Raw genomic sequence first — 15640 nt, 5'->3', positions numbered from 1 at the left:
CGGCCCGGACGTCCGGCCCCGGGTGCGCATCCGTGTCGGCCCGGGCGTCCGGCCCCGGGTCCGTACCCGTGTCGGCCCGGACGTCCGGCCCCGGGTGCGCATCCGTGTCGGCCCGGGCGTCCGGCCCCGGATCCGCATCCGGGACCGCCCCGGGGGTCGCCCCCCGGCCCGTCCCTGAGCCCGTCAGGGGGTCCGCCCCGACGGCCGCCGCGAAGCCGTCGAGCAGGGCGAGTTCCCGTGACCGCCCGGTGAAGGACGCGGGTACGGGCAGGAGTTGGCGCGGCACGACGGGCGGCGGGCCGCCGCCGTGCGGGGCCCCGGTGTGCACGTGCAGGTCGCCCGCGATGTCACCGGCCTGCACGACGGGGCCCGTCACGGTGGTGGGCGCGGGGCCGCCGCCCACCGTGTTGGCCGTCCGCCGGTGGGCGCTCGCCGCCACCGCGTGCGCCCACCGGGCGATGTCGCGACCGAACGCGGGCTCTCTTTCGGCCAGTTGGGCGAGACGGTCGGCGAGAGCACGTAAGGAACCCGCCGGTGTGACATGGATGGGGTGTGCGGCGCGCTCCACCAGCGCAAGCAGCCCCGCGTCGGCGTCGCGCGCGTATTCCCCGACGAGCGCGGCGAGTTCACGCCGGAACTCCGGCGGGAGGGCCGCCGCCGCACCCAGGGCGAATTCCAGCTCGTCGGCCGAGATCCGATTCACACGCCACCGCCTCCCGTCCGAACGGTCCAGATGCCGCCGACCGGGCCGGTCACCTCGGGCTTACCCGCCGGATGACAACTACAGACTGATATTTTCGCCATCCTGATCGATTGATCATTTCAAATAATCGGCCGCGAATCTCCAACCGACCGATATTGCCGTCTTTTGAACCACCGGCCGTGATGCCATCCTTTGGTGTGCGCCGACGAGGAACGCCGGCCGATGGGGGCGACGATGGCCTCTGGCATATTCATACTGGGTCCTGTCGAGCTGCGCTGCGCAGGGCGACGCGAACCGGTCGGCACGGGCAGGGAGAGCCTCACGCTCGCCGCGCTCGCGGTCGACGCGGGGCGGCCCGTACCGCTGGAGGGGCTGGTCCACCGGCTGTGGGGCGACGAGCCCCCGGGCAGGCCCCGCACCAGCGTCCACGCGTATGTGGCCAGGCTGCGCAAGCGCCTCGCGCGCTGCGGGGACACGGCCCACCTCGTCCACCAGGCGCACAGCTACACCCTCGACGTCGACCCCGACGCCGTCGACCTGCACTTCTTCTCGCGGCTCACGGCGGAAGCGCGGGCGCTCGCGGACGAGGGGGCGGCCGAGCGCGCGCTCGGCGTGATGGACAGGGCCGCCGGGCTGTGGCGCGGCGAGCCGCTGGCCGGGCTGCCGGGCCTGTGGGCCGCGGTGGTGCGGCGCAACCTCGCGGCGAAGCGTTTCGCCGCCGACATGGCGCGGCTGGGCACGGAGCTGCGCCTCGGCCGCTACGCACAGCTGCTCCCCGACCTGACGACGCTCGCCGACCAGCACCCCACCGACGAGACGCTGGCCGGATACCTGATGGTGGCCCAGTACGGCTGCCACCGGCAGGCGGACGCCCTGCGCACGTACGACGCCGTACGGCACCGGCTGAGCGCGGAACTCGGCACGGGACCGGGCGAGTCGCTCGCCCGCCTGCACCGCCTGGTCCTCGAACAGGTCCCGGCGGGCGAACTGCTCGCGGGCACCGCCGGCCGCGGCACGGCCCCGCGCACGCTGCCCGCCCAGGCGTCGCTGGTCGGGCGGGAGCAGGAGATGGCGCGCCTGCTCGCCGGGGCGCAGCGCGGCGCGCGCCCACCGGACGGCGGCACGGTCCAGATCGTCACCGGCGGCCCAGGCGTCGGCAAGAGCACGCTCGTCGGCGCAGCGGCCCGCCGCCTCGCGCCGCACTACCCGGCGGGCCAGGTCCATGTGGACCTGCGCGGCTACAGCCCGGGGCTGCCGCCGCTCACGCCCGAGGCCGCGCTCACCTCGCTGCTGCGCGACTTCGGCGTGCCCGCGGGGAATCTCCCGGCCGACCTGCCGGGTCTCCTCGGCGCCTGGCGCACCCTGCTCGCCGACCGCGCCGCGGTGATCGTCCTCGACGACGCCGCCGACGCAAAACAGGTACGGCCGCTGCTGCCCGGCGACTCGCCGTCCGCCGTGCTCGTCACGAGCCGCCACCGCCTGACGGGCCTGCCGGGCGCCCGCTCGCTCGACCTCGACGACCTGCCGATGGACAGCGCGATCGCGCTGTTCCGCAGGATCGCCGGCGAGGAGCGCACCCGGAACCTGCCGGAGGTGCGCCGCATCACCGAGATCTGCACCCGGCTGCCGCTCGCCCTGGAGATCGTCGCGGGCCGCTTCGTCTCCCGCCCCTCCTGGACCACCGGCCATCTGATCGGCCAGCTCGACCGCGAGCACCGGCTCGGCGAGATCCGCAACGGCTCGATGGAGATCACCGCCACCTTCGCGATGTCGGTCAACGCGCTCGACCGGGACCAGCGCAGGGCATTCCGCTTGCTGAGTCTCCATGTGGGCGGCACGTTCGGAGCTCATGCGGCGGCCGCTCTCACGGGGCGTGCGTTCGACAGCACGGAACGCATTCTCGAAGAGCTTCTCTACGCGCATATTATTCGCGAACCGGAGGCCGACCGGTATGCTTTTCATGATCTTCTGAGGGAGTACGCGAAGGATCTCGCCACGGACGAAGATCAAATCGAGGAACGCGACGCGGCCCGGGCCCGGTTGATGGGATTCTACGTGCGCAGCTGTGAACTCGCGGCATCGATGGTCTACCCGCACCGGGGGCGCCTCGCGTCCGACCGGCGGCCGGAATGCGACGCCTCGCCGCCGCCGTGGAACGACGCGGACCACGCGCGCCGGTGGCTGCACGACGAGTACGAGGCGCTCATCGAGGCGGAGCGCGTGGCACGGTCCGCGGGCGACGGGCAGACTGCGGCACTTCTCAGCCACGCACTCGCCCCCTTCTTTCAAGAGGAGAGCCTCTTCGCCACGGCGTGCACTCTGCACGAGGCGGCGGCCGAGCACTGGCGCCGCACCGGCGACCGGGCCGCCGAGGGTGCCGCCCTGGTGGACCTGGCCAACGCGCAGACCGGCGCGGGCCGTTACGACGAGGCGCACACCTCGGGGCTGCGGGCCCTTGCGACCGCCCGCGCCGCACACTCCCGCCAGACCGTCGCCGAGGGTCTCCGTACCCTCTCGATCCTCGCCTGGAACCGGGGCAGGCACGCGGAGGCGAAGCGCTGGGCCGAGGAGACGCTCGCACTGCGCCGCGAGGACGGCGACCTGTGGCAGATCTCCAGGGCCCTGAACAACCTCGGCATTTTCCATCTTTACCTTGGCAATTATGAGGCGTCTTACCGGATACTCGGAGAAGCACTCGAAGGATTCCGGGAAACCGGTGACGCGAAAGAGATGAACCGCGCTCTTGTCAATCTCGCCAATGTCCATATGGAGACCGGTGACCACGCATCAGCGCGACGAATCCTGGAAGGTCGGCTCGATTACGCGCTCAAGCGCGGAAATGACGCGGAGCGCGCCATTGCGCGGGTCAATCTCGCCGATGCGATGACCGGCCGGGAGGAGGCCGGCGAGCGCCTCGCCCTCTACGGCGAGGGCCTCAAGACCTTCCTCCGGCTCGACGACAAGCGGAACGCGTCGATCACGCTTCACGACATCGGGCTCGTCCATCAGCAGGCGGGTCGCCATACCGAGGCCTTGGAAAGTCATCGCAGGTCATTGGCGATTTCGGTGGCGATCGGCGCGAGGCTCGAAGAGTGCAGGGCGCTCTGGGGCTGCGGCGTCGCGGAGAGCCGGCTCGGCGACGCGGAGGCCGCGTCGCGCGATTTTGACAAGGCCATGGCGATAGCGGAGTCCCTCGGTTCCGAGGACGACGTCGCGCGCGTACGCGCGTCCCTCGCGGAGCTCCGCGCGGCGCGCGAGGGCGACACGGATTCCCTCGGCGAGAGCGCGTAACGGGGGCGCGCGCCCCTTTGGTCGCGCGCACCACCTCCACCCCTGGGCCCCGTACCCCGGGAGTCCCCTGGTCACCAGGAAGCCTGGACTTGCGAGGGCCCTCCGGATGGACTAGAAAGCACCATGATCGAAGATACAGGCGCACCGCGCGCCATATGTATCTAGTTCATTGACAGGTGCAAAGGTGCTCTGGCATGCCCAAATTGTGTGGATGTATCGTCGCCGCGATGATGACGATATCAACGCTGTCCATCTGCATGCCGTCGGTCGCCCCCGCCTTGGACCACACGAGCAGCACCTCCGCATGACGCGATCGCGCCTCCCGGGCGGGCCCATGGCGGGCCCGCCCTCTCGCGTTCATCTGGGTGTGACGAAACCTTGGTACGTTGCCCCATGGACATCGGTTCCTTCTCAGCCCGCCCGGTCGGCGGGCAGGTCGTCGGAGAGTTCCGGCTGAGACTCACCATCGGAGTGGGGCGGGCGCGGGACGTGGCCGGGTGGGCCCGGCAGCAGGGGTTCTGCGTCGAGGGCGGGGTGCTCGACCGCGGGCGCACGCCGGGGCGGCCCACTCTGGTCCTGGAGGGCGCGGGCGATCTCGCGGGGCAGTGTGCCGCCGCTCGCGCCTGGTCGGAGCGGCTCGCATCGGACGGTTTCCGGGTGGTGCGCACCCGCATCGAGGCGGCCCCCTGGGACGACGGTGTGCCGCAGACGGACGCCGAGGCGGCTCAGGCCCGGGAGTGCTGGTTCGCGCACCGGGTGACCGTACGGCTCCCGATCCCCTATGACACGCGGCGGCTCTCGGCTGTCGCGGGGCGGCACACGGCGCGGCTGTCCCGGCTCGTGCGGTCGGTGCCCACGCGCGGGGTGCAGGAGCGGGTGCTCGTGCAGGGCGCGCGTGGCGTGGGCAGGCCGGGCGCGCGGGCCCGGCTCGACGCCCTGCTCGACGGGCTGCTCGCCGCCGGGCTGCGGGCGGTGGACGTCGAGGAGGCGTACGTGGTCTACGACGACGGGCCCGCGGGCCTCGCCTGAGCGCGGCGGAGGTGCGCGGCCGGGCCGACCGTAACCGCCGTCCTGCGGGAGTGGGACGGCGGCGGCCCCACTCCCCTATGACGCACCGTCAGGCGCCTACCAGCGGCCTGGTCGCGAGCTCGGTGTCGTCGGGCAGTTGGCGCCGTATGCGGCCGAGGGCCTCCTCGAAACCGCCGCCCGCGATGCCCGACGCGTAGGCCGCGCCGGCCCAGTGCAGTGTGAGCGAGAGCTCGGGCCCCTTGTCACTGAGCGTCAGAAGGCAGCTGAGAGTGGCCTGTTGGGACGCACCCTCGGCGGTGAGGGACACCGGCATGTCCCACTCCATGACGCACGAGGCCAGCGGGGCCCCGCCGTCCGCGGCTTCGAGCACCGCGAAGTCGTCACCCTCGTAGACGGTTCCACGCACCTCGGTGCGTACCCGGCCGCCGCCGACGAGGAACGTGATCGGCACCGTGCCGTCGCGGTCTCTGAACCAACCCGCCCATGTGTCACTCGACTCCAGTGTCATGCCGCGGACTGTAGCGGCACGGGGCGTTCCGCCGCCGGTCGGGGCACCTGTCGGCGGTGGGGGCGGTACCACCGTCCGGCCCACCGTCCCGACCGCCGGCGTCCGGGACCCGCGCCGCACACCGGACAACACACTCAGGAGCGGACACACTCCCCCGGGCGGCGCGGCCGGCGGCCGGGAACCGGGGGCGCGTTCGGCCGGGCCGGGGCGGCCGGCCGGGGCGGCCGGCCGGGGCGGCCGGGCCGGGGCGGCGCCTCCTCAGCGGGTGCGGCGCGTGACGAACTCGGCGAGTGCGAGCAGGTCGTCCGCAGCCGCCACGTCCGGTACGGCGCGGGCGAGTCCGTCCATGGCACCGGCCATCCGCTCCGCGGCTGCCGCCTGCGCCCAGTCGCGGCCTCCGGCCCGTTCGACGGCGGCGGCGGCCCGGCGCACGGCGCGCTCGTCCATCGGATGCCGGTACAGCTCGGCGAGCTCCTCCGCCGCCTCGGTGCCGGAGGCGAGGGCCGCCACCACCGGCAGGGACTTCTTGTGCGCGGCGAGGTCGGCGCCGGCCGGCTTGCCCGTGCGCCCGGGGTCGCCCCAGATGCCGATCAGGTCGTCGATCAGCTGGAAGGCGAGGCCCGCTTCCCTGCCGAAGGCGTCGAGCGCGGCGACCGCCTCGTCGCCCGCGCCCGCGTACAGGGCGCCCAGCGCGCACGAAGTGCCCAGTAGCGCACCGGTCTTGGCGGTCGCCATGGCGAGCACCTCGTCCAGGGTGACGGCCTCGGGCGGGCGGTCCTCGAAGGCGCAGTCCGCCTGTTGGCCCGCGCACAGCTCGATCACACACTCCGTCAGGCGTGCCACCGCGGCTCCGGCCGTGGGAAGCGGGTCGGCGGCCAGCAGCCGGACGGCGAGCGACAGCATCGCGTCGCCGGTGATGATGGCGTCGGGTACGCCGAACACCGCCCATGCTGTGGGCCGGTGACGGCGCGTCGGGTCCTCGTCGATGACGTCGTCGTGCAGCAGCGTGAAGTTGTGGACGAGTTCCACCGCGACGGCGGGGCACACCGCGCCGAGCGGGTCTGCGCCGAGGGCGCGGGCGGCGGCGAGGACGAGGGCGGGCCTGATGGCCTTGCCGCCACCGGTGGCCGCGGGCGCGCCGTGCTCGTCGGCCCAGCCGAGGTGGTAGCGCGCGACACGGCGTATCGGGCGGGGCAACGTCTCGACGGCGGCGCGGAGTTCGGGCTCCACGGCGGCGCGGGCGCCCTCCAGGAGCGCGGGGGCGCCGAGCCCTTCGACCGGGGCGTCCTGGCTGGTCATGGTCATGTGCGCTTCCCTGTGCGTGCGGTGTGGCCTGAGGTCTGCTGCGGGGTGCGGGGAGGGAGTGGGGAAAGCGGGGCACTGCCGTACCGGGGCGGGCCCCGCGGCCCCGGAGGGGGCCGCGGCGGGACCCGCCCCGGCCGGGTGGCGGCTCACCTCACCGCCAGCGGCCGACCTCGACGTTCTCCAGCACGCCGAGGGCGTCGGGGACGAGCACGGCCGCCGAGTAGTAGGCCGTGACGAGGTACGAGATGATCGCCTGCTCGTCGATGCCCATGAACCGCACCGACAGACTCGGCTCGATCTCGTCGGGGATGCCGGCCTGCTGGAGGCCGATGACGCCCTGCTCCTGCTCGCCGGTGCGCATGCAGATGATCGACGTCGTCCTGGCGTCCGAGACGGGGATCTTGTTGGACGGGAAGATCGGCACACCGCGCCAGGCGGGCACGTGGTGGCCCGCCACCTCCACGCTCTCGGGCACCAGGCCGCGCCTGTTGCACTCGCGGCCGAACGCGGCGATGGCCTTCGGGTGGGCGAGGAACATCTTCGAGCCGCGGCGCCGTGACAGCAGCTCGTCCATGTCGTCGGGGCTCGGCACGCCGTCGTGCGGCTGGAGCCGCTGCGCGTAGTCGCAGTTGTGCAGCAGCCCGAACTCCCGGTTGTTGACCAGCTCGTGCTCCTGCCTCTCGCGCAGCGCCTCGACGGTGAGCCGCAGCTGCTGCTCGGTCTGGTTCATCGGCTGGTTGTACAGGTCGGCGACCCTGCTGTGGACCTTGAGGACGGTCTGCGCCACGCTCAGCTCGTACTCGCGCGGCGCCGCCTCGTAGTCCACGAAGGTGTGCGGCACGACGGCCTCACCGACATGGCCGGCCGACAGGTCGATCTCGGCCTCGCCGTACTTGTTGGTCCGCTGATGCGGCAGCGCGACCCGCGAACGCAGGTGCGCGGCGAGGGAGTAAGCGCGCTCCGCGAGGTTGAGGACGTCGCGGCGGCTGAGCACGAGGGCCGTGCAGGCCGTCGCGGCGCGCGCGGTGAAGTCCCAGACGGCCTCGCCGTCGGTGAGCGCGCTGTCCCCGAAGTGCGCGCCGTCGCCGAGGACTTCGAGGACCGCCTCCTCGCCGTACGGCCCCTCGCCCGTCTTCTCGACGCGGCCGTGCGCCAGCAGGAAGACCCGGTCGGCCGCCTCTCCCCTGGTGACCAGCGCCTGCCCGGGTTCGAACTCGTGCTGCTCGCAGCGGTTGGCCAGCTCGGTGAGGGCCTCCTCGTCCTCGTAGCCGCGCAGGGACGGCAGTTCGCCGAGCTCCGCGGGGATGACGGCGACCCGGTCGCCGGTCTGGACGAAGGTGATCCGCCCGTCCCCCACCGAGTAGCTCAGCCTGCGGTTCACCCGGTACGTGCCGCCCTGCACCTGCACCCACGGGAGCATCCGCAGCAGCCACCGCGAGGTGATCTCCTGCATCTGCGGAACGGACTTGGTGGTGGTCGCCAAGTTCCTCGCGGCGGCAGTGCCGAGACTCTGCTGGGTCCCCGACTGCTCCGTGCGGACCTCATCAGCAACCGACATGAAGACTCCCCTTCGATCATGTACTGACCTGCAGGGCAAAGCGTTCCAGCGCGCACCGTGGCCGCACCACTACACAAACGAGTGGGCATGAAGGGGACGCCGTACGGGAACCGCGGCGGGCCGCGCCCCGGCCGGGCGGCCCCGGAGCCGGGCCACGGCGGACAATGCGGAGTGTGACACCGGAAGAAGCGCCCTCCCCCGACCCGCTCGCCGATGCGCTCGGGGCGCGGCTGCCCTCGCCGCTCCAGCCGGTGGAGGACAGACGCTTCGCCGCATCTGGCGTACGTCTTCTGCTCAAGCGCGACGACCTGATCCACCCCGAAATGCCCGGCAACAAGTGGCGCAAGCTGGCGCCGAACCTCGCCGCCGCGCGGGAGGCGGGCGCGGACACCCTCGTCACGTTCGGTGGCGCGCACTCCAACCACCTGCGCGCCACCGCCGCGGCGGGTCGGCTGCTCGGGCTCGCGACGGTGGGCGTGGTGCGCGGCGACGAGCTGGGCGCGCGACCGCTCAACCCGTCGCTCGCGCGGTGTGCGGCCGACGGCATGCGGCTGTGGTTCGCGGACCGCGCGACCTACCGGCGCAAGTCCGAGCCCGAGGTGCTGGCCGCGCTGGTCGCGCGGGCGCTGTCCGCGACCGGCGGCGCGGGCGGCACGGCGTATGTCGTGCCCGAGGGCGGCAGCAACGCGGCCGCGGTGCGCGGCTGCGCGGCCCTCGGCGCGGAGCTGCTGGGCGCCGCCGACGTCGTCGCGGTCGCCTGCGGCACGGGCGGCACGCTGGCCGGGCTCGCGGCGGGTCTCGGCGCCGGGCAGCGGGCGCTCGGCGTCGCGGTGCTGCGCGGCGGCTTCCTCACCGGGGAGGTGCGCGCGCTCCAGCGCGCGGCGTTCGGCGACGAGCGCGGCGACTGGCGGGTGGACGACCGCTTCCACGGCGGCGGTTTCGCCCGTACGGGCCCGGGGCTCGCCGAGTTCGCCCACACCTTCGAGCGGGACCACGGGGTGCCGGTGGAGCGCGTCTACGTCGCCAAGCTGCTGCACGGCCTCGCGGCGATGGCGGCAGCCGGCGAGTTCCCGCCCGGCACGCGGGTCGCCGCGGTGATCACGGGCCCGCCGGAACCGGCCTGAGCCCGCCGGGACATGCCCCGCGCCGACCCGCCGGGCCTAAACCGGCTCCTGCGGCCTGCCGGGGCTCACCCCGGCGGGCGGCCCGCCGGGGCTCACCCCGGCAGGCCCCGGCACGCGCGGGGCCGGCGGCTCAGCCCTCCCCGTCCTCGCGGTAGGCCGCCGCCTCCTCCAGGTCCAGTCTGCGCAGCAGCGTCCGCATCATCTCGTCGTCGATGCGGCGCCGGTCGCGGAGGTCGACGAAGACGGAGCGCTCGGTCTCGATGACCTCGCGGGAGAGCCGGGTGTAGGTGGCGTCCGCCGACTCGCCCGTCGCCTCGTTGACGCCGCCGAGCCGCTCCCACACGGAGTTCCTGCGCCGTTCGAGTACGGAGCGCAGCCGGTCGGCGAGCGGCCCCGGCAGGGCGTTGCGCTCGTCGGCGAGCAGCTCGTCGAGGCGGCGCTCCGCCGCCTTCGACGCCTCGTTCTGGGCCTGCGCCTCGGCGAGCGTCTCGGCGCGCGGGTCGCGCCGCGGCAGGCGCAGCAGCCGGATCAGCGACGGCAGCGTGAGGCCCTGTACGACCAGCGTGCCGATCACGGTGGTGAAGGTCAGGAACAGCACCAGGTTGCGGCCGGGGAACGGCGTCCCGTCGTGGGTGGCGAGCGGGATGGAGAAGGCGATCGCCAGCGACACCACGCCGCGCATGCCCGCCCAGCCGACGATCAGCGGCGCCTTCCAGTTGGTGTCGGGCTCACGGCTCCTGATGCGCTCCGACAGCATCCGGGGCACGAACGTCGAGGGGAAGACCCAGACGAACCGGGCGACCACGACCACCACGAAGACCCCGACCGCGTAGAGCAGCGCCTCGCCGACCCCGTACTCGCCGAGCCCGCGCAGGACGAACGGCAGCTGGAGCCCGATCAGGGCGAAGACCGCAGACTCCAGGACGAACGCGACCATCTTCCACACCGCGTGCTCCTGGAGCCGGGTGGCGAAGTCGACCTGGGTGTTGTGGTGGCCGAGGTAGAGCGCGACGACGACCACCGCGAGCACACCCGACGCGCCGAACTGCTCGGCCAGCGCGTACGCGACGAACGGGATGAGCAGCGACAGCGTGTTCTGCAGCAGCGCCTTGTCGAGCCGGGTGCGCAGCCAGTGCAGCGGCACCATCAGTACGAGCCCGACGACGACGCCGCCCACCGCGGCGAGCAGGAACTCGCGCACACCCGCGCCCCAGCTCGCGCCCTCCCCGACCGCGGCGGCGAGGGCGACCTTGTACGCGGTGATCGCGGTCGCGTCGTTGACCAGGGATTCCCCCTGGAGGATGGTCGTGATCCGGTGCGGCAGCCCGAGCCTGCGGGCGATGGCGGTGGCCGCTACCGCGTCGGGCGGCGCCACCACCGCGCCGAGCACGAGCGCCGCGGTCAGCGGCAGGTCGGGGACGAGCAGGTACGCCAGGTAGCCGACGGCGAGCGTCGCGAACAGCACGTATCCGACGGAGAGCAGCGCGACGGGCCGGGCGTTGGCGCGCAGGTCGAGGTAGGAGGCGTCGACGGCGGAGGTGTACAGCAGCGGGGGCAGTATCAGCGGCAGCACCACGTGCGGGTCGAGCGTGTAGTCCGGGATCCCCGGCACGTAGGCGGCGATCAGTCCCGCGGCCACCAGCAGCAGCGGCGCGGGGACCGATGTCCTGCGCGCGGCGCCCGCGATCGCCGCGCTCCCCGCCACCAGCGCGACCAGCGGCAATACGTCCATCCCTGCTCCTCAACACCCGTCGTAACCTGGCCATCATGAGTGAGTGCACCCATGTCGCGGAACTGCCGCGCCCCGAGCCCGCGCCGCTGAGCGACACCTGCCAAGAGTGCCTGGCGGCGGGCAGCCACCCGGTGCAGCTGCGGAAGTGCCTGTCCTGCGGCCTCGTGGCGTGCTGCGACTCCTCGCCGCACCGGCATGCGACGCGGCACTACAAGGACACCGGGCATCCGGTGATGCGGTCGTTCGAACCGGGTGAGAGCTGGCGGTGGTGCTATGCGGACGGGAGGATCGTCTGACGCCCGCGGCCGGCGTGCGCCCCGCCGGGGCCGGCCCGCCGGTCCCCGGGGTTCGCGGGGGCGCCGGATGGGTACGTCAACGATCCGCCGGACGTTCCGATTTGGGTGCCGCACCCCCCTGGCCACTTTGCGTGCTCATGGACCTACCATGAGTGACGGCGGTCGGACAGGGGCCCTGCGACAGGGCACTATGGAGCGCGGTAGCGTCGCCAGTCCGGACCGGCGCGTACGAACCGCGTACCGCGCGGCCCCTGGCGCCCCCGGTGCCGGGGAGCCCCGAAAAGCTTGTGCCACCTTGGAGGTGAGGGTGTCCCAGATCGCAGGCGAACCCGGGAGCCAGGACTTCGTGGAAGTCCGGCTGCCCGCGGCGGGTGCCTATCTGTCCGTGCTGCGTACGGCCACGGCCGGCCTCGCGGCCCGCTTGGACTTCACCCTCGACGAGATCGAGGACCTGCGCATCGCGGTGGACGAGGCGTGCGCGATCCTGCTCCAGCAGGCCGTGCCGGGGTCCGTCCTCAGCTGTGTCTTCCGGCTGATCGACGACTCCCTCGAAGTGACGGTCGCGGCGCCCACCACCGACGGCAGGGCGCCCGAGCGCGACACCTTCGCCTGGACGGTGCTCTCCGCGCTCGCCGGCAAGGTCGACTCCTCGGTGGCCGACGACCGCACGGTCTCCATCAGCCTGTACAAACAGCGCGGCGCGGGGCCGGGCCCGGCGTGAGCGAAGGGGAGGGGCCGGTGCGTGACGAGGGGCGCGTCGTCGGCGGCGGCGCGGGGGGACACGCGGCGCGGCCGGGCCTCGGGCGGTCCGCGCCCGCGGGCATACCGGAGCAGCAGGCCCGTCCCCATCCCGAGGGCGGATCCGAGGGGCACGGGACCACGGGGGAGCAGGCGCAGGCGGAGCAGGCGACCGGGATGAACGAGAAGCAGGGCGAGCAGCAGACGGAGACGGAAGGCACGGGCCGGGCAGGCCCGGCCGGCGAGCGGGCGCAGGCCGACCCGCAGGACCGCGGGGGCGCGCGGGCCCTCTTCGTCGAGCTGCGGGGGCTGCCCGACGGCTCCCCCGAGCGCGCGGACCTGCGCAACCGGCTGGTGCGGATGCACCTGCCGCTGGTGGAGCACCTGGCGCGGCGGTTCCGCAACCGCGGCGAGCCGCTCGACGACCTGACGCAGGTCGCGACGATCGGGCTGATCAAGTCGGTCGACCGGTTCGACCCGGACCGCGGCGTCGAGTTCTCCACGTACGCGACCCCGACGGTGGTCGGGGAGATCAAGCGGCACTTCAGGGACAAGGGCTGGGCGGTGCGGGTGCCGCGGCGCCTCCAGGAACTGCGGCTCTCGCTGACGACCGCGACGGCCGAGCTGTCGCAGCAGCACGGCCGCTCCCCCACGGTGCACGAGCTCGCGCACCGGCTGGGGATCTCCGAGGAAGAGGTGCTCGAAGGCCTCGAATCGGCGAACGCCTACTCGACGCTGTCGCTCGACGTGCCCGACACGGATGACGAGTCGCCCGCGGTCGCGGACACCCTCGGCGCCGAGGACGAGGCGCTTGAGGGCGTGGAGTACCGGGAGTCGCTGAAGCCGCTGCTTGAGGACCTGCCGCCCCGCGAGAAGCGGATCTTGCTGCTCCGTTTCTTCGGGAACATGACGCAGTCGCAGATCGCGCAGGAGGTCGGCATCTCGCAGATGCACGTCTCCCGGCTGCTGGCCAGGACCCTGGCGCAGCTGCGGGAGCGCCTCCTGGTCGAGGAGTAGGCGGCACACGCGGCGGTCGGCGCGGACCCCCGGTGGGGCCGCGCCGACCGCCGTGCGTCCGGTGCGCGGGGCCGTACAGCGCCCTGGCCGCGTCAGCCCTCGCCGCGCGTGCCCGGCGGACGGATGCCGAGCGCCTCTGTGGTGGCCGCGTTGACCAGCAGGACGAGGCCGGCGATCGCCACCGCGGCGACGGCGATGCCCACCGGCACCAGCGCGCCTCCCGAGGTCATCAGCGTGTACGCGACAGGCAGCGCGATGATGTGCGTGATCATGGCCGGGCCCCGGCTCCAGCCGCGCAGCCGGAACAGGCCGCGCGCCGCGATCAGCGGGAGGACGCCGATGACGAGCACGGTCACGCCGAGCGCCTCGGCCTGCCCCGGGTCGTCGGGCCTGCCGCCCGCCCCGGCCACCAGCAGGTAGACGCCCGCGGCGAAGAGGGCGAGTGCCTCCAGGGCGGTCAGGGCCGCAGCCGCGGTCAGCCGCGGCGGGCGGGCCTGGGCCGGGGCAGGCGCGGAGGGTGCGGGGGTGGTGCTTTCACTGCTGCTCACCCCCGCAGGGTAGCCGCCGCCCCAGGGCCGGACTCCGCCCCCGCCGCGCGCGGCCGGTAATGTGCGAAGCATGCGCGCACTTCTCGTGGTCAACCCGGCTGCCACCACCACCAGTGCCCGCGTCCGCGACGTCCTGATCCACGCGCTCGCCAGCGAGGTGAAGCTGGAGGCGGTGACGACGGAGTACCGCGGGCACGCGCGCGACCTCGGGCGCAGGGCGGCCGAGTCCGACGACATCGACCTGGTGGTCGCCCTCGGCGGCGACGGCACGGTCAACGAGGTCGCCAACGGGCTGCTGCACGCGGGCCCCGACCCGGCGCTGCCCCGGCTCGCGGTGGTCCCCGGGGGCTCCACCAACGTCTTCGCCCGCGCGCTCGGGCTGCCCAACGACGCGGTCGAGGCGACGGGCGCGATCCTGGACGCGCTGCGTGACGGGAGCGAGCGCGCCGTCGGCCTCGGTCTCGCGTCCGGCACGCCGGGCACCGACGACGAGGCGGTGCCCGACCGGTGGTTCACCTTCTGCGCCGGCTTCGGCTTCGTGGGCGGGGTGGTGGGACGGGTCGAACAGGCGCGTGAGCGCGGGAAGCGCTCCACCCACGCGCTCTATCTCCGCCAGGTCGTACGGCAGTTCCTCGGCGACCCGCACCGCAGGGAGGGCACGCTCACTCTCGAACGGCCGGGCGAGGACCCCGTCACCGGACTCGTGCTCTCGATGGTCTGCAACACCGCGCCGTGGACGTACCTGGGCAACCGGGGGGTCTACGGGGTGCCGGGCGCGTCCTTCGACACCGCCCTCGACGTGCTCGGACTCACCAAGCTCTCGGTCCCGGCGGCCACCCGCTACGCCGCCCAGCTGTTGTCCGCCACCCCCGACAAGGGTCTTCACGGGAAGCACGCGGTCACGCTCCACGACCTCACCGACTTCACCTTGCATTCGAAGGTGCCACTGCCCCTTCAGATGGACGGCGACCATCTGGGACTGCGTACCAGCGTGACGTTCACAGGCGTACGCCGTGCACTGCGTGTGATTGTGTGAGTCAAACGCCCGAGATACCTTTCACTCGAACGTTTAGGCCAGAGTCCACCCCATCGATGTACGGCTGTGACCTAGTCGACACCGAGGAATCCAAAAAAAGTTTCCAGAAGGGGTTGTATCCGCCGCCGAGGTTTGCGAATCTCTACATGGCGCTCGGGACGGCTCAAGTAACACCAGCCTCCCTGAGAACCAGAACCCCTTCTCACACCAGGACCGCACCGGTGTTCACCGGCGTTGTCGGCCCTTCCGTTGTCGAGGGATTCGTGAAAGCGTTCACATTCACAAGCAACACGTACGACATACCAAGAGAGGTAGCAGCCATGGACTGGCGTCACAACGCCGTTTGCCGCGAGGAAGACCCCGAGCTGTTCTTCCCCATCGGCAACACCGGTCCCGCGCTGCTGCAGATCGAGGAAGCCAAGGCCGTCTGCCGTCGCTGCCCCGTCATGGAGCAGTGCCTGCAGTGGGCGCTTGAGTCCGGTCAGGACTCGGGTGTCTGGGGTGGCCTCAGCGAGGACGAGCGCCGCGCGATGAAGCGCCGTGCCGCTCGCAACCGGGCACGCAACGCAAGCGCCTGAAGCCCCCTGTCACGAGCCTGAGGTCGGCGGAGCGTACACCGCGTACGCACACACCCCCCGCCCCCGAAAAGCAGCGCGCAGTACCCCCGATGCGCATCTCATCGTGAGCTTCGAGCAGAGCCCCGGACCACATCTTCGGTCCGGGGCCTTTTGCTGCCCGGAGCAGCCGGGCGGGGC

13 protein-coding genes and 1 pseudogene are annotated in these 15640 nt (G+C 72.9%); 8 read left to right on the top strand and 6 right to left on the bottom strand.

What is annotated here, in order from left to right; translation table 11 throughout:
- Nucleotides 1-703: pseudogene (locus tag ABEA77_RS21505) on the bottom strand (hypothetical protein); the annotation flags it as partial.
- Nucleotides 704-937: 234 nt separating this feature from the next.
- Between ABEA77_RS21505 and ABEA77_RS21500 the strand changes: the two are divergent.
- Both ABEA77_RS21500 and ABEA77_RS21495 read left to right on the top strand, forming a co-directional pair.
- A complete protein-coding gene (locus tag ABEA77_RS21500) occupies nt 938-3994 on the top strand; it encodes an AfsR/SARP family transcriptional regulator (protein ID WP_345650042.1) in 3057 nt (1018 codons plus the stop codon).
- A gap of 393 nt (nt 3995-4387) precedes the next feature.
- Nucleotides 4388-5023, top strand: coding sequence for a hypothetical protein (locus ABEA77_RS21495; protein WP_345650039.1), 636 nt, complete (start codon nt 4388-4390; stop codon nt 5021-5023).
- Nucleotides 5024-5111: 88 nt separating this feature from the next.
- Here the strand turns inward: ABEA77_RS21495 and ABEA77_RS21490 are convergent, their stop codons facing one another.
- The 3 genes from ABEA77_RS21490 to ABEA77_RS21480 form a co-directional block, all read right to left on the bottom strand.
- A complete protein-coding gene (locus tag ABEA77_RS21490) occupies nt 5112-5531 on the bottom strand; it encodes a DUF6304 family protein (RefSeq protein ID WP_345650037.1) in 420 nt (139 codons plus the stop codon).
- Between the two features lie 258 nt (nt 5532-5789).
- On the bottom strand, nt 5790-6830 hold the full coding sequence (locus tag ABEA77_RS21485) for a family 2 encapsulin nanocompartment cargo protein polyprenyl transferase (RefSeq protein WP_425588352.1): 1041 nt from the start codon (nt 6828-6830) through the stop codon (nt 5790-5792).
- 157 nt (nt 6831-6987) lie between these two features.
- Nucleotides 6988-8394, bottom strand: coding sequence for a family 2B encapsulin nanocompartment shell protein (locus tag ABEA77_RS21480; RefSeq protein ID WP_345650031.1), 1407 nt, complete (start codon nt 8392-8394; stop codon nt 6988-6990).
- A 164-nt stretch (nt 8395-8558) separates the two neighbouring features.
- Here ABEA77_RS21480 and ABEA77_RS21475 point away from each other — a divergent pair, with 164 nt between their 5' ends.
- Nucleotides 8559-9518 carry a 1-aminocyclopropane-1-carboxylate deaminase/D-cysteine desulfhydrase gene (locus ABEA77_RS21475; protein WP_345650028.1) on the top strand — a complete coding sequence of 320 codons (960 nt, stop codon included), beginning with the start codon at nt 8559-8561 and terminating at the stop codon, nt 9516-9518.
- A 130-nt stretch (nt 9519-9648) separates the two neighbouring features.
- Here the strand turns inward: ABEA77_RS21475 and ABEA77_RS21470 are convergent, their stop codons facing one another.
- Nucleotides 9649-11250, bottom strand: a complete 1602-nt coding sequence (locus tag ABEA77_RS21470; RefSeq protein ID WP_345650026.1) for a Na+/H+ antiporter — start codon at nt 11248-11250, stop codon at nt 9649-9651.
- A 35-nt stretch (nt 11251-11285) separates the two neighbouring features.
- Here ABEA77_RS21470 and ABEA77_RS21465 point away from each other — a divergent pair, with 35 nt between their 5' ends.
- The 3 genes from ABEA77_RS21465 (at nt 11286) to ABEA77_RS21455 (ending at nt 13301) form a co-directional block, all read left to right on the top strand.
- Nucleotides 11286-11546, top strand: coding sequence for a UBP-type zinc finger domain-containing protein (locus ABEA77_RS21465; protein WP_345650024.1), 261 nt, complete (start codon nt 11286-11288; stop codon nt 11544-11546).
- Nucleotides 11547-11853: 307 nt separating this feature from the next.
- Complete coding sequence (locus ABEA77_RS21460) at nt 11854-12267, top strand: ATP-binding protein (protein ID WP_345650021.1); 414 nt, start codon at nt 11854-11856, stop codon at nt 12265-12267.
- Nucleotides 12264-13301 (top strand): RNA polymerase sigma factor SigF, encoded by a 1038-nt coding sequence (locus ABEA77_RS21455; RefSeq protein WP_425588349.1) that lies wholly within the window; start codon nt 12264-12266, stop codon nt 13299-13301. The genes ABEA77_RS21460 and ABEA77_RS21455 overlap by 4 nt, the downstream gene beginning before the upstream one ends.
- Before the next feature lie 92 nt (nt 13302-13393).
- Here ABEA77_RS21455 and ABEA77_RS21450 read toward each other — a convergent pair whose 3' ends face one another.
- A complete protein-coding gene (locus ABEA77_RS21450; RefSeq protein ID WP_345650015.1) occupies nt 13394-13849 on the bottom strand; it encodes a hypothetical protein in 456 nt (151 codons plus the stop codon).
- A 70-nt stretch (nt 13850-13919) separates the two neighbouring features.
- Between ABEA77_RS21450 and ABEA77_RS21445 the strand changes: the two genes are divergently transcribed.
- Both ABEA77_RS21445 and ABEA77_RS21440 read left to right on the top strand, forming a co-directional pair.
- On the top strand, nt 13920-14885 hold the full coding sequence (locus tag ABEA77_RS21445; RefSeq protein WP_345650012.1) for a diacylglycerol/lipid kinase family protein: 966 nt from the start codon (nt 13920-13922) through the stop codon (nt 14883-14885).
- A gap of 320 nt (nt 14886-15205) precedes the next feature.
- Nucleotides 15206-15463, top strand: coding sequence for a WhiB family transcriptional regulator (locus ABEA77_RS21440; RefSeq protein ID WP_003953983.1), 258 nt, complete (start codon nt 15206-15208; stop codon nt 15461-15463).
- Nucleotides 15464-15640: the final 177 nt, after the last annotated feature.

This window comes from Streptomyces tremellae (assembly GCF_039540215.1).
GTDB lineage: Bacteria > Actinomycetota > Actinomycetes > Streptomycetales > Streptomycetaceae > Streptomyces > Streptomyces tremellae.
This window is presented reverse-complemented; position numbering and strand designations above follow the sequence as displayed.